Genomic DNA, 13,052 nt, shown 5'->3' on the forward strand with positions numbered 1-13,052 from the left:
CGCGATAGGCTAGCCAATCCGCTCGAAGGTGATGCGCTCGATCAGCAGGGCGCGCGATTTTTCCGGCACGACAGGGCGCACTGCGAAATAGTCGAAGGCCTGGTCCCCGATATGCCGGGGCACGTCATATTCGAACGAGAAATCCTGGAATTCGGGGGACAGGTCGAAGGTCTGCCAGCCGGAATCGCCTTCCCGGCCGACGGAATAAATCGCATTTGCCTGCATGGCCCCGCGCTGGTCTGCGGGCCGCATGCGGATCGTGCACCGGATGCGACGCGCCGAGAACTGGACTTCCAGATCGCTGGCCAGGCGGAAATGCGGACCTTCTTCCGGATCCGGCCCGAGCAGGCCTTCCTGTGCCTCGATATAGAGCAGGAAATCGCCCTCGCCGTCGCGGACGAGTTCTGTGGTGACGTCACCTCCGGCCAGGATCTTGTTGAGGAAGGCCCCTTCCACGACAATCCGGTCGTAATTGGCGCCGTCGCCGGTGACCGCGCCATCCGGCAACCGACCGAAAGCCGGCCAGACGGCAAGCAGCACCATTCCCACGGCAAGCAAAATGGCCAGAGGGAAGAAAATCCGGTCTCTCATCGGTGGGGGAACTCTTTCACAGTTCGGCGTCGGCAGCCGCTAGCCAAGGACTGGCACTCCTGTTAGCAGGAAGCCGAGCGGTTTGGCGAGCCGCAGACGCCGTCTTGCATGAAATTAACGGGGGCGAGTTCCATGTCGACATCGGCATTGCGGCGGCGAGCCAAGGAGGCTCGGCACTGGCTGTTTGAAGCTTGTTTCCCTCTCTGGAGCGAACGCGGAGTCGGCGAGGCTGGCCTGTTTCGTGAAGCCCTGTCACTGGACCACGCGCCGCTCGGCGAGGACACGACCCGGGTGCGCGTTCAGGCGCGCCAGACCTTTGTCTTCGCGCAGGCCCTATTGCTGGGCTGGAGGCCGGAGCTCGCCGGCGATCTTGTGGAACAGGGCGTGCGCACCCTGAGCGGCGCAGCGCGGCGCGCGGATGGCCTGACCGGCCGCACCCTGCACACTGATGGCAGCGGCCTCGCCGATGACACGCCGGATCTCTACGACCTGGCCTTCACCCTCTACGCTCTCGCAGTGTCCAGCGAGGCGATGGAGGATGGCAGCGGCCCGATCGCGTCGGCACGCGCCCTGCTGGATGCCCTCGACCGGCGCATGAAAGACCTCACAAATGGAGGATATGCGGAAGTCCTGCCCGTGCCGGACCGGCGCAGCCAGAACCCGCACATGCATCTTCTGGAAGCATGCCTGGCCCTGCACAGGGTTGACCCGGAAGGCGGGCATCTCGCGCGCGCGGGCGAGCTGGTCGCCCTGTTCCACGAACGGTTCACGGCTGGCCCCGGCGGCCTGCTCGGCGAATTCTTCGCTCCAGACTGGAGTGAAGGCGCGGGGGATGCGGCGCGCATTGTCGAGCCCGGCCACCAATTTGAATGGGTCTGGCTTCTGGATGCCTATGCCCGCGCAGCCGGTGAAGCCGTCGCCCCCATTGCGGGGCGGCTCTACACCTATGCGTCCGGCACGCTGGATGCGGATGGTCGCGCGCTGCTGGAAACCACGCGGGACGGCCTGCCCCATGATGCAGGACGGCGCAGCTGGTCCCAGTCCGAAGCTCTGAAGGCGCACCTGGTCATGCTGGAAATGACCGGAGACGAGGCGATTGCAGCCGCCGCCTGCCGCAGCTTCGATGTGCTAATGGACGAACACCTGACGCCGGAGGGCGGATGGATCGAGCAATATGATGGCGATGGCCATATTGTTTCGGCCACCATGCCCGCCTCGACGGGCTATCACGTCGCATTGGCCTTTTCCGAGCTTATCCGCGTGATGGATGCTTGAAACGGAACGGGTTTGCCCTGAAAAGGGCCCGGAATTGTTGAGAAGGAAGTATTCATGCCCACACTAGCGCTTGTCCGGCACGGCCAGTCCGAATGGAATCTGCAGAACCGCTTCACGGGTTGGTGGGATGCCGACCTGACCGAAAAGGGCGAAGCCGAGGCAAAGAAATCGGGCGAGTTGCTGAAAGCCACCGACGCCGACTTCCGCGCCGCCTTCACCAGTGTCCAGACGCGCGCCATTCGTACCCTCTGGCTGGCCCTGACGGAAATGGGACGGGTCTGGCTGCCGGTTACCAAGCACTGGCGCCTGAATGAGCGTCACTATGGCGGCCTGACCGGGCTCGACAAGGCCGAGACCGCCGCCAAGCATGGCGACGAACAAGTGCATATCTGGCGTCGTTCCTATGACATCCCGCCGCCGCCGCTGGAAGCCGGCAGCGAATTCGATCTGGCCAGCGACCCCCGCTACAAGGGCATAGACATTCCGAACACCGAAAGCCTGAAGCTGACGCTGAAGCGTGTGCTGCCCTATTGGGAAGAGACGATTGCCCCAGTGCTGAAATCCGGCACGGACACCGTCATTGCAGCCCATGGCAATTCCCTGCGGGCCCTGGTGAAACACCTGTTCCAGGTGCCGGATGAATCCATTACCGGGATCGAGATCCCGACCGGAAACCCGCTTCTGATTGAACTGGACGACAGCCTGAAGCCCATTTCGGTGCGCTATCTGGATGCAGAGCGCGGCAAGCCATTGCCCGAACTGCCATGAGCCTGCGCCCGTCCCGGCGGCGCGACCGGCGCATGATGGGGCGGGCCCTTGCGCTCGCAAGACTCAATCACGGCCTGACCGGCGCCAATCCATCCGTCGGCTGCATCCTGATCGACCGGGACGGCCATGTTGTCGGGGCCGGGGTGACCGGCCTTGGCGGGCGCCCCCATGCCGAGGAGATTGCCCTGGATGAAGCCGGCGACAGGGCGCGCGGCGGCACCGCCTATGTCACGCTGGAACCCTGCCGGGAACGCTCGAAGGGGGGCAAGTCTTGCTCGCTCAAACTGCGCGAGGCTGGTGTTTCCCGGGTCGTGTGCGCGATCGAGGATCCGCACCCCGTGGCCAATGGCGGCATTCGCGCGCTGCGCGATGCGGGCATTCACGTCCAACTCGGCCTCGGCCGGCGTGACGCCCAGCGCCTCTACCGCAAATTCTTCCGGTCCGTGACCTAGCCGCCAAACGGCCCGGCGTGGGCGATGATCTTCTCGTAAAACGCCAGGGAATCGCGTTGGAACGCAGCCTTGGTGAATTGCTGCTCATAGGATTCGCGTCCGCCGGCGACGAGTTTCGCTGCCAGCGCCTTGTCTGAAATCACCCGGCCGAGCGCCGTTGCCAAGGCGTCGACATCGTTCTTCGGGATCAGCAGCCCGTTCACTTCATTCTTCACATAGGCGGCAGGCCCCACGGCATCGGCTGCCACCAGCGGGCGCGATGCAGCCCACGCATCCACCGTCACCGTGCCGAACGGCTCATAGCGGGACGGGAACGCCACCACATCGCAGGCGGCGAGAAGCGCGCCCCGATCATTCCGCCAGCCGAGGAAGCGAACCCGGTCATCCAGACCGAGCTTCGTGCATTGCGCCTTGAGTTCCGCCTCGATCGGGCCATCGCCAGCAATCCAGACATACAGGCCTGGCACCCTGGCCGTCGCGTCGAGCAACGTATCGAGGCCCTTCTTCTCATGCAGGCGGGCCAGCGCGAGCGCCACCGGCGCATCTTCCGGCGTATCGAGCGCGGCTCGGCTCGCCGGATCAGCGCCTTCAAAATCGGCATAGGTGTGAATGATGGCGGAACGGTCTTCGGGCACGCCCTGTTCACGAATATGGCGCAGCAAGTCGATGGTCAGGCCGACATGCCATTCGCAGTTCGAGAAGCGCGTCAGCTTGTAGTAGCCGCCATACCAGCCAATCGACCGGTTGCGGTACTCTTTCGGAGCATATTGCCCGGCCCGGCCCATCCAGTATTCGATGACATCCGGCTTGAACACCTTGATGGCGTCGCCGATCACGCGACGGGTGGGAAAGGGCCAGGTATTGTTGAAGGCAGCCAGATCGACGCCGATACCGGCCTCCCGGAATTTCTGCACGCGAAACTGATTGTCCGGCCGGGTGACCACATGTTGGGTCAAACCGGCCTCCGCCAGCGCCAGAACGGACTCCAGCATGATGTTCTCCGCGCCGCCTTCCTGTGCGCCCGCCATCACATGCATGATCCGCATCTGCCGTTCCTTTCGCTGTCAAACGTCCTGCCCGAGCGCATACCCATTATCACCCGCTGCGGCAAACGCTCCTTGGCAGTGCGGGCTGAAATGCCTACAGACGGGACGAAACACCATAAAGGCCGCATGCCCATGTCCGATTATCGCCTCTTTGGCGCCGATACGTCCCCCTACTCCCAGAAAGTGCGATCGTTCCTGCGCTACAAGAATGTCGACTTCGACTGGATTTCCCGCACACGCGAGAACGAGGAGGAATTCCAGGCCCTGGCGCAAGTTGCGACGGTCCCGCTGCTGATCTCTCCGGAACGCCCCGCCAGCCAGGATTCCACTGCCATCCTTGCCGGTCTCGAGGCGGATCATCCAGAGCCCTCCGCCGTGCCGGATGATGTCGCCACATCCATGCTGGCCCTTATCCTCGAAGACTATGCCGACGAGTGGCTGAACAAGATCATGTTTCTCGAGCGCTGGGGCCAGAAACCGGATCGCGAGGACGCTGCACTGCGCGTGCTGACGCAGCTCTATGGCGGCAAGCGTCCCCGCGCCTACAAGAAGGCCCGCGACCAGATTGCGGACCGCATGGCCGACCGACTGAAACTGGTTGGTGCCCAAGCCGGCAATGCGGACATCCTGAAGGCTTCCTTCGAGCGGGTCTCCAAACTTCTCGATGCCCACCTCAAGGAACATCTCTACATGTTCGGCGGATGTCCGTCCGCGGCAGATTTCGCGATGGCCGCCCAGTATCAGCAATTGCTGATGGACAAGAGCCCCGCAGCCTGGCTGGCCGAACACGCGCCTTTCGTCGTCGCCTGGGTCGAGAACATGCAGGATCCCAAACCCGGCGCGCCGTTCGCGTCGCTGGCAGACCTTGCCCCCACGCTCATTCCGCTCTTCGCCGAAGAGCTGTCCAGGACCTATCTGGTCTGGGCCAAGGCCAATTCGAAGGCAGCCGAGCGCGGTGACCGTGAAGTTTCGGCGGTCGTTGAAGGCGGCACGTTCGAGCAGAGCACCCAGACCTATGCCGCCCGCGCCTATGATTCCGTTCGCAAGGCCGTCGGCGGGGCGCTGGAGGACGAGGCGCTGAAATCCTTCCTGAAGGATGCCGGCTGCAACAAGTTCTTCGGATAGGGCACGGCCCGTTTCCCTGAACAGAAAACGGCGCGCCCTGCGGGACGCGCCGTTCCTGTTTTCGGACCTTGCCGGTTTTAGGCGGCGTTGGTCGCGGATTTCTTGCCGATCAGTTTCGGTTCGGTCTGTGCCGGAGCCCCGATCTCGATCTTGCGGGGCTTCTTTTCCTCCGGCAGTTCACGGACCAGATCGATCCGGAGCACACCGTGCTGCAGGTTCGCACCGGTCACGATGACATGGTCAGCCAGCTGGTAGCGCCGGATGAAGCTGCGCTGGGCAATGCCGCGATGGAGATAGTTGCGGCCTTCGCCGTCTTCGCTCTCGCCACGTTTGCCCGCCACGGTCAGCAGGCCTTCCTTGGTCTCGATGTCGAGATCATCTTCGGTAAACCCGGCGACCGCGATCTCGATGGCAAAGGCATTGTCGTCAACGCGTTCGATATTGTAGGGCGGATAGCCCTGCGAGCCGTCGAGGCGGGATGCCTGATCGATCATGCTGGCAAGCCGGTCAAAGCCGACAACTGTGCGGTAAAGGGGGGTAAGGTCGATATTGCTCATGGGTTCAGTCCTCTAGGTCAAGCAACTGCGGGCCACCCTTTCGGGGAGCGCCCGGATGGATGTTCGGCTCCTGTGACGGTCCAACCCGAATTCGGCGTTGGCACGGAAACCGGTCACGGCCCGATTGTCGGCACCGTGACACGGTGTATGTGGGTAGCGTAGAGAGAGGTTCAAGAGGCCAGCCAAGGAGACCCCGATGAAGCGCCTGACCCCGATATTTGCCCTGTCCGCGCTGGTGCTTGCCGCGTGCGGCCAGCCCGATGCCCCTGCCACGGACGCGCCAGCCGCGGCCGACCCGCCGGTCGAGACGGCATCCACAGAGACGGCACCCCTGGACGCAGCCATTGCCGGCGCGCATCGCAGCGACGCCGAGAAGGCCCGCGACGCGTGGCGGCACCCGAAGGAAACGCTGGAATTCTTCGGCGTCGAGGCTGACGACAAGGTCGTGGAATTGTGGCCGGGCGGCGGCTGGTACACGAATATTCTCGCGCCATACCTCGCCAGCGGAAACGGCACCCTGGTCGCAGCCTATTTCGACCCGAATGTGGGCGATGAAGACCGCCGCGCCCGTATCGCCGAGCGCCTTGCCGAATTCCAGGCGACCTATGATGATCCGAAGTTCGGCACGATCGAGTACAGCGCCTTCTCCGCCGAAAGTGGCCCGCTGACAGAGGCCGGCACGGCGGATGTCGTGCTGACCTTCCGCAACCTGCACAACTGGATGAGCGGCGGCTACACCGAGAAATTCTTCTCCGACGCCTATGCCGCCCTGAAGCCGGGCGGTGTGCTGGGCGTTGTCGAACACCGCCTGCCCTCGACCGACACGCAGGATCCGACCGGGGCCTCCGGCTATGTCCACGAGGACTATGTCAAATCCCTCGCCGAAGCCGCCGGGTTCGAATTCGTCGAGGCAAGCGAGATCAACGCCAATCCCGCCGACACGGCCGATCACCCGTTCGGCGTGTGGACCTTGCCGCCGGTCAGTGCCACATCCGACCGGGAAGGCAACACGCCCGACGGGTTTGACGCCGAAGCCTATGCGGCCATCGGCGAAAGCGACCGGATGACGCTGAAATTCGTTAAGCCTGCCGAATAGGCGAGGTACAATCGAGACAGAGCCCGCTGTCCTTTCCGGGGTGGCGGGCTCTTTCTTTTGGCCCCTGCGGCGCCTAAAGGTGCGCGACATGACCACACGATCCCTGTTTCCAACCCTCATTCGCAGCGAGTTCCTCGGCCCTGTCGACCTGGCTGAACGGCTCGAACATGTCTGCTGGGTGCTGGCGGAAGACGATGACGCCGGCAATGCCTGGTGTGCGGGTGAGGGTTATGGCGGCTACACGTCCTATGCCTCGCTGGATGACCTGCCGGAGCGGTTTCCCGAATTCACCGAACTGAAGGCCCTTCTGGACCCGATGGCCGAAGCGTTTGCCGCAGACCTGCTCTGGGACATGCAGGACCTGACCCTGCAACTGGATGCAATCTGGGTGAACATTCTCGAACCCGGTTTCGGACATTCGAACCATATCCATCCCGGCAGCGTGATTTCCGGCACCTTCTATGTCTCGATTCCGGACGGCGCCGCTCGGCTCAAGCTGGAAGATCCCCGTCTCTCTCGCATGATGGCAGCGCCGCAATTGCGCGATGATGTGCCGGAAGACCGGCAGCGCTTCGTCTATCTGGCGCCCCAGGCCGGTCAGGCCATCATGTGGGAAAGCTGGCTGCGCCACGAAGTGCCGGCCAATATGGGCGAGGAGCCCCGCGTTTCGATCAGTTTCAATTACGCCTTGAAGCGGGTCTGAGCGTCCTCAGAGCACTTTCACCATGACCATCACCGCCAGCGCGATGCCGCCAAAATAGGTGATGAGCGCGCCCAGCATCTTCAGGGGATGCGGCGTCTCCAGCGTCTTGCATGTCAGAAATCCAAGCGCATGCAGAAAGCGCGACGCTGTAATGGCGACGACAAGAACCGTGACCGTGAGGCCCAGATCCCGGCCTGCATAGGCAAATCCCGTCAGCACGAACAGACCGACCAGAAGCGCCGCATACTCGGCAGCATTTCCGTGTGCCCGTTCGGCCTTCAGCATCGGGCCGGCAGGATCCTTCGCTGCGCCATAGGCAATGATTTTGGTGCGGCCGCGTGTGACCGATGTCCAGAAGCCGAGCAGCAGGGTCAATACGACCAAGGCCGCACTACAAATGATGAGCGTTGCGTGCATTCTGTATCCTCCTGCCGCGCAGTGTAGCGTCATTCGCACGGGCGGGAAGCGGCCGGGCATGAAAGCTGCATTAACCGTCTCGCGTCACTGCCGCACTTGACGCAATCGGTTTGAGGCGTCATCGCCAGCCGACACCGTGTTTAAACCTCCCAGCCAGATGCGAGCCGTCTTATGGACCTTTCCAAAATTAAAACCGGCAACAACCCGCCAGACGACATCAATGTCCTGATCGAAGTCCCGCTCGGCGGTGATCCGATCAAGTATGAGATCGACAAGGATTCCGGCGCAATGTTCGTGGACCGCTATCTCTACACCGAGATGCGCTATCCCTGTAATTACGGCTTCGTGCCCCACACGCTCAGCCTTGATGGCGACCCGATTGACGTGATGGTCGTCGGCAACCGCCCACTGGTTCCCGGATCGGTGGTCCGCGCCCGCCCGGTTGGCGTGTTGATGATGACCGACGACAAGGGGCCGGACGAGAAGATCCTTGCCGTGCCGCACAACAAGCTGACGGCGTACTATGACAAGATCGCGACCTATCACGACCTTCCGCAGACGCTGATCGACAAGACCGCGCACTTTTTCGAGCACTACAAGGACCTCGAAAAAGGCAAGTGGACGCGGATCGAGGGCTGGTATGGCATCGAAAAGGCCCGCGAACTGATTGAAGCCGCGGTAAAGCGCGGCCAGGAAGAAGGCGCCTGATCGACCGGGCGGAATGCATGTGCTGCAACGGCTATTCGCACTCTGCCTGACCCTGTCGCTCTTCGCCTGTTCGCAAAACCCTGACCGGCCGTCGGCGCTTCCAGCACCGGCGGCCGATCTGTTTGACCCGGCCGCGCCTGATCTTGGCCTGCCAAGGCTTGAGGCCGCCCGGACCGTAACCGTATTCCAGCCTGCTCCCGGAACGGACCAATTCAGCAATGGCGCCGTGCCCATCGCCTTCAAGGGACGCCTGTTTGTCCAGTGGCAGAGTTCGGCGCGCGATGAGGATGCCCCCGACACCTGGGTGGCGTATGCCGTCAGCGCGGACAATGGCGACAGCTGGACCAGGCCCCGCGCCCTCACCCGGCCGTCCGGCGATGCGGAGATGCGCTCAAGCGGCGGATGGTGGACTGATGGCGAAACGCTGGTGGCCTACATCAATGTCTGGCCGGAGGGGTTTCGCACTCGGACGGGCGGTTATACGGAATACAGACTGAGCCGTGATGGTGAGACCTGGACCGACCCGCAGCCCGTGCGCTCTGCGGATGGAACACCGGTGAACGGTGTGATCGAGCAGGACCCCCACTTCCATGACGGGCGCCTGCACACGGCCTTTCACCTTCGGCCGGGCATTCGCGTGCACCCGCATTATACCGACGACAAGCTGGGCCTCACCGGATGGCTTCCGGGAGCGTTCGAGAACCTGCCAGCCGATCCGCCCATGAGCCGAGAACTGGAGCCGAGCCTGTTCGCGCGCGGCGAATGCCTTGTCATGGTGTTTCGGGATCAGGCCTCGAGCTTTCGTCAACTCGCCTCGGAGAGCTGCGATCGGGGGGAATCCTGGTCCCGGCCAGAACTGACGACCATGCCGGATGCGCGTACCAAGCAAAGTGCCGGCAATCTGCCGGACGGGACCGCCTATCTCGTGCATAGCCCGAATGCGGGAAAGACACGCATTCCGCTTGCCCTGTCCCTGTCACGGGATGGCATGGTGTTTGATCGCAGCCATCTGCTGCGCGGCGAGGCGGATCTTCAGCCGCTTCGTCAGGCCGGGCTCTACAAGCGTCCCGGCTATCACTATCCCAAGAGTGTTGTGGCAAACGGCCATCTCTACATCGCCTACACCGCCAACAAGGAAGACGTGGAATTGACGCGCATTCCCCTGTCGGCGCTGGAGCTGCGCTGAATGGATCTGTCGGTCTGGCTGGCCTTGATGGCCCTGTTTCTTGCCGGTGGCCTGACCCCCGGCCCGGCAGTGATGATGGTGATGAGCGCATCGCTGCGCTACGGTGCCCCAACCGCGCTGATCCCTGCCCTGGGTGTGTCGGCCGCCAACCTCGTCTGGATCACACTGGCCGCAACCGGCATCGCCGCATTCGCAGCGCAGGCCCCGCTTGTGCTGCTGGGGCTGAAGATTGCCGGCATCTGTTTCATCGGCTGGCTGGCCTGGACGATGGCAACGGCGGATCCGCACCGACCCCGGGCCCGCCCCGACCAGGCCCCGGCCCGGGCAAACCTGTTCGGACGCGGCATCGGCCTGCAATTGCTCAACCCGAATGCGCTGGTCTTTTTCGGCCTCTTGCTGCCCGGCTATTTTGACCCGGTCCGACCCCTCGTCCAGCAGGCCCTGTACATCATGGCCACCGTGACGTTCACCGAAATGCTGGGGCTCAGCTTCTACGCCTGGCTGGCCGATGCCATGAACCGCCGCTTCCAGAGTCCCGTCTTCACCCGCTGGTTCAACCGACTCGCCGCGGCGGCCATGCTGATCTCTGCCGTGTTTGCGGCCATCATGACGACCAGCCGCTAAAATCAGCGAATCAGGGCTGAATGACCTCGAATCGGCCCGTTTTCGCATTTCGCCAGTGCAATTCACCATGCTTGATGGCGAACCAGGCGCCGTGCAATTCAAGCTCGCCTGCCTCGACGGCCCGCTTCACGAACGGGAAGGACATCAGATTCTGCAGCGAGGATTCGATCCCTTCCAGCTCCAGCGCGAACTGCGGATTGACCGAACCACTGTCGACCACGCGGTCCCGCGCATCCTTCAGGAGCCGGACCCAGGGCGTGACGAATTCGCCGATTTCCGGAGTCCCTTCGCCCGCAAGTGAAGCGGCCACACCACCACAGCCTCCATGGCCCATGACGACCACGTGCTCGACCTTCAGCACATTCACCGCATATTCCAGCGCCGCGCTGACGCCGTGCAGGCCGCCATCCGGCTGGTAGGGCGGTACGAGATTGGCCACGTTGCGCACCACGAACAGCTGGCCCGGTGCGGCGTTGAAGATGTCCGATGGGTCGGCCCGGCTGTCGGCGCAGGCAATCATCATGAAGCTCGGGCTCTGCCCCTCGCCCAGTTCGCGATACAGCGCGGCCTGCTCGGCATAGGTCCCGCGCCGGAACCGACGATAGCCTTCCAGCAATTCCTCGACTGATCTCATCTCGGTCTCTCCTGTTTCTCTGCAGGACTGACTAGTGCAAAATGTGCGGGCGGCAAGCCGGAAACGGGAGTTTGTTTACCACTTCGCCCTTATGTTCGCCCTGCAAACCCTGTAGGGATTGCCTTCGGCCACACTGACCTGGAGACGTCCATGCCCACGCCCTCGGAGACCCGGAAGTCTTCCCGGAAGGGACCGACCCGGAGCGAAGCCTCCAAGGCGGCCATTCTGGAAGCAACACGGGTTGAAATGGCGGAAAGCGGCTGGCGCGGCTTCAGCGTTGATGCCGTGGCCAAACGGGCCAGCGCCTCCAAGCAGACCATCTACAAATGGTGGCCGTCAATTGGCGCCATGTGTGTCGATGCAGCGCTTGCGCTGATCCCTGACAGTCCGGATGGCGGCCGTGATCCGCAGGAGCGTATCACCACGCTGATCGTACCGCTGGAGGCCGCAGCCCGCACCGGCGCCGGTCACGCCGTATTGCGCGTCGCGCTGGCAGCCGCCGCCGATGACAAGGATGCCGGCGAGCTGTGGCGAGCCTGGATGAATCGCGACATCCGCATGCCGATGCGCATGTTGCTCGCGGAATTGGCTGGAAAACGCGTGATTCGACGCGATTTCGACCTCGATGAGGCCATCGAGGAAATGCTCGGCCCATTGTGGCATCGCATTCTGGTGATGCGCGCGCCTGTCCGGGAAGGCTTCTGCAGCGCCCAGGCGGCCCATTTCCTGAAAGTCTACAGCGCCAGCTGATCGCCTTTTGGCGCGGTAATTGCAGCGGAATTTCCCCAAAAGCCGGGGAACGCCGCATGACGGGCACACAAAACAACTGGGTCAATCTCACGACGGGGCTGTGCCTTGTCCTGTTCGTCATTTCAGAAGCTGTCGGGCTGCACAGCCGTGCCATGGGGATCGAGAGCTGGATGAGCTTCACAGCGCAATGGGTCACGCCGTTCGCCCTGCCGACCCTGTTCCTGATTGCCGGCCTGTTCCTGCCGCGCACGCTGTATGGATCGAAATCAGCATTTTTTGACAGGAAAGTGCTCAGATTCATCTATTTCTATCTGGCCTGGATGGGCTTGCATGCGCTGGCCGCCATGGCATTCACTCAGGATTCGGGCACGGCCGGCCTTGTGGACCGACTCGCTTCAGGTCTCGTCCAGCCCTCCGCCGGGCTGTGGGTGCTGCCACAATTGGCGCTGTTTGCCCTGATCACGTGGCTGGTCCGGCTGGTCGCCCCCGGAAAGGTGCTGGCCGTGGCCGCCGGCGCGCAAATCCTGCATTCCGCAGGCCTGATCCAGACTGGCTGGATACCGCTGGATGCGACCGCACAGTATTTCATCTTCTTCTTCGCAGGATGCAGCGGCGCCGCCACCCTGCGCCAGTACGCCGAGCGCCTGTCCAGGGGGTTCGCGGACGTCCCGGCCGCACTCGTCATCTGGGCCGCGATCAACACTGTGCTGGTGGCGCAGGGCACCGCCGCCCTGCCCGTCATCAGCCTTGTCATGGGATTCTCCGGCGCGTTCGCGATGATCGCCCTGGGCGTGCTTCTGTCCCGCTCCGGGCGTGGTCAACTGTTCCAGCAGGCGGGACGGGACCATTTGGCCATCTATCTTGCCTATCTGCCTGCCTTGCTGCTCGGCCAGACGCTTCTGGGCCTGTCCGGCCTGTCGCCGGAGCCGGGCCTGACGGCGCTCGCCCTGGCATTGCTGGGCCTGATCCTGCCAATCGGCCTGTCCCGGCTGGTGCGCCTGACACCGCTGAAACTGCTGTACCGCCGTCCGAAAGTGTTTCGTCTGAAAGGCGTGGCGCCGGGCTCGGGTGGCCAGTTGATCGGTGCATCCTATGACCGGGCCGAAGAGGCCTGATCACG

Annotated in this window: 16 protein-coding genes; 11 read left to right on the top strand and 5 right to left on the bottom strand. The window is 63.2% G+C overall.

Going from position 1 to position 13,052, the window contains the following annotated elements:
- Positions 1 to 9: 9 nt before the first annotated feature.
- Positions 10 to 591, bottom strand: coding sequence for a hypothetical protein (locus tag HF955_RS06025; RefSeq protein WP_027839364.1), 582 nt, complete (start codon positions 589 to 591; stop codon positions 10 to 12).
- Positions 592 to 723: 132 nt separating this feature from the next.
- Here HF955_RS06025 and HF955_RS06030 point away from each other — a divergent pair, with 132 nt between their 5' ends.
- The 3 genes from HF955_RS06030 to HF955_RS06040 are packed head-to-tail and all read left to right on the top strand — an operon-like array spanning position 724 to position 3,086.
- Positions 724 to 1,866 (top strand): AGE family epimerase/isomerase, encoded by a 1,143-nt coding sequence (locus HF955_RS06030; protein WP_291078677.1) that lies wholly within the window; start codon positions 724 to 726, stop codon positions 1,864 to 1,866.
- Between the two features lie 54 nt (positions 1,867 to 1,920).
- Positions 1,921 to 2,634: a 2,3-diphosphoglycerate-dependent phosphoglycerate mutase gene (gpmA, locus tag HF955_RS06035; RefSeq protein WP_291078678.1), complete on the top strand. Its 714-nt coding sequence runs from the start codon at positions 1,921 to 1,923 to the stop codon at positions 2,632 to 2,634.
- A complete protein-coding gene (locus HF955_RS06040) occupies positions 2,631 to 3,086 on the top strand; it encodes a bifunctional diaminohydroxyphosphoribosylaminopyrimidine deaminase/5-amino-6-(5-phosphoribosylamino)uracil reductase RibD (protein ID WP_291078679.1) in 456 nt (151 codons plus the stop codon). Before gpmA ends, HF955_RS06040 begins: the two co-directional genes overlap by 4 nt.
- Here HF955_RS06040 and HF955_RS06045 read toward each other — a convergent pair.
- Complete coding sequence (locus HF955_RS06045; protein ID WP_291078680.1) at positions 3,083 to 4,132, bottom strand: glycosyltransferase; 1,050 nt, start codon at positions 4,130 to 4,132, stop codon at positions 3,083 to 3,085. The two genes, HF955_RS06040 and HF955_RS06045, sit on opposite strands and share 4 nt — an antisense overlap.
- A gap of 126 nt (positions 4,133 to 4,258) precedes the next feature.
- Here HF955_RS06045 and HF955_RS06050 point away from each other — a divergent pair, with 126 nt between their 5' ends.
- Complete coding sequence (locus tag HF955_RS06050) at positions 4,259 to 5,257, top strand: glutathione S-transferase family protein (protein ID WP_291078681.1); 999 nt, start codon at positions 4,259 to 4,261, stop codon at positions 5,255 to 5,257.
- Between the two features lie 77 nt (positions 5,258 to 5,334).
- Here the strand turns inward: HF955_RS06050 and HF955_RS06055 are convergent, their stop codons facing one another.
- On the bottom strand, positions 5,335 to 5,814 hold the full coding sequence (locus tag HF955_RS06055; RefSeq protein WP_291078682.1) for an Hsp20 family protein: 480 nt from the start codon (positions 5,812 to 5,814) through the stop codon (positions 5,335 to 5,337).
- Positions 5,815 to 6,010: 196 nt separating this feature from the next.
- Between HF955_RS06055 and HF955_RS06060 the strand changes: the two genes are divergently transcribed.
- Together HF955_RS06060 and HF955_RS06065 are read left to right on the top strand one after the other, a co-directional pair.
- Complete coding sequence (locus HF955_RS06060; RefSeq protein ID WP_291078683.1) at positions 6,011 to 6,910, top strand: hypothetical protein; 900 nt, start codon at positions 6,011 to 6,013, stop codon at positions 6,908 to 6,910.
- Between the two features lie 88 nt (positions 6,911 to 6,998).
- Positions 6,999 to 7,613, top strand: coding sequence for a TIGR02466 family protein (locus HF955_RS06065; protein ID WP_291078684.1), 615 nt, complete (start codon positions 6,999 to 7,001; stop codon positions 7,611 to 7,613).
- A gap of 6 nt (positions 7,614 to 7,619) precedes the next feature.
- Here HF955_RS06065 and HF955_RS06070 read toward each other — a convergent pair whose 3' ends face one another.
- Positions 7,620 to 8,030, bottom strand: a complete 411-nt coding sequence (locus HF955_RS06070) for an MAPEG family protein (protein WP_291078685.1) — start codon at positions 8,028 to 8,030, stop codon at positions 7,620 to 7,622.
- A 171-nt stretch (positions 8,031 to 8,201) separates the two neighbouring features.
- Here HF955_RS06070 and ppa point away from each other — a divergent pair, with 171 nt between their 5' ends.
- Genes ppa through HF955_RS06085 form a run of 3 tightly spaced genes read left to right on the top strand, consistent with a single transcriptional unit; the run spans position 8,202 to position 10,548 of the window.
- Positions 8,202 to 8,738, top strand: coding sequence for an inorganic diphosphatase (gene ppa / locus HF955_RS06075; protein WP_291078686.1), 537 nt, complete (start codon positions 8,202 to 8,204; stop codon positions 8,736 to 8,738).
- 13 nt (positions 8,739 to 8,751) lie between these two features.
- Entirely contained in the window at positions 8,752 to 9,924 is a 1,173-nt protein-coding gene (locus HF955_RS06080) for a sialidase family protein (RefSeq protein WP_291078687.1), read from the top strand.
- Positions 9,925 to 10,548, top strand: a complete 624-nt coding sequence (locus HF955_RS06085; protein ID WP_291078688.1) for a LysE family translocator — start codon at positions 9,925 to 9,927, stop codon at positions 10,546 to 10,548.
- A 10-nt stretch (positions 10,549 to 10,558) separates the two neighbouring features.
- On the opposite strand, the gene HF955_RS06090 is transcribed toward HF955_RS06085, so the two are convergent.
- Positions 10,559 to 11,182, bottom strand: a complete 624-nt coding sequence (locus HF955_RS06090) for a carbonic anhydrase (protein WP_027839376.1) — start codon at positions 11,180 to 11,182, stop codon at positions 10,559 to 10,561.
- 150 nt (positions 11,183 to 11,332) lie between these two features.
- Between HF955_RS06090 and HF955_RS06095 the strand changes: the two genes are divergently transcribed.
- Complete coding sequence (locus tag HF955_RS06095; RefSeq protein WP_291078689.1) at positions 11,333 to 11,932, top strand: TetR/AcrR family transcriptional regulator; 600 nt, start codon at positions 11,333 to 11,335, stop codon at positions 11,930 to 11,932.
- A 56-nt stretch (positions 11,933 to 11,988) separates the two neighbouring features.
- Positions 11,989 to 13,047 (top strand): acyltransferase family protein, encoded by a 1,059-nt coding sequence (locus tag HF955_RS06100; RefSeq protein ID WP_291078690.1) that lies wholly within the window; start codon positions 11,989 to 11,991, stop codon positions 13,045 to 13,047.
- The last annotated feature ends 5 nt before the right edge of the window (positions 13,048 to 13,052 follow it).

This window comes from Hyphomonas sp. (assembly GCF_017792385.1).
In the GTDB taxonomy this organism is placed as follows: Bacteria; Pseudomonadota; Alphaproteobacteria; order Caulobacterales; family Hyphomonadaceae; genus Hyphomonas.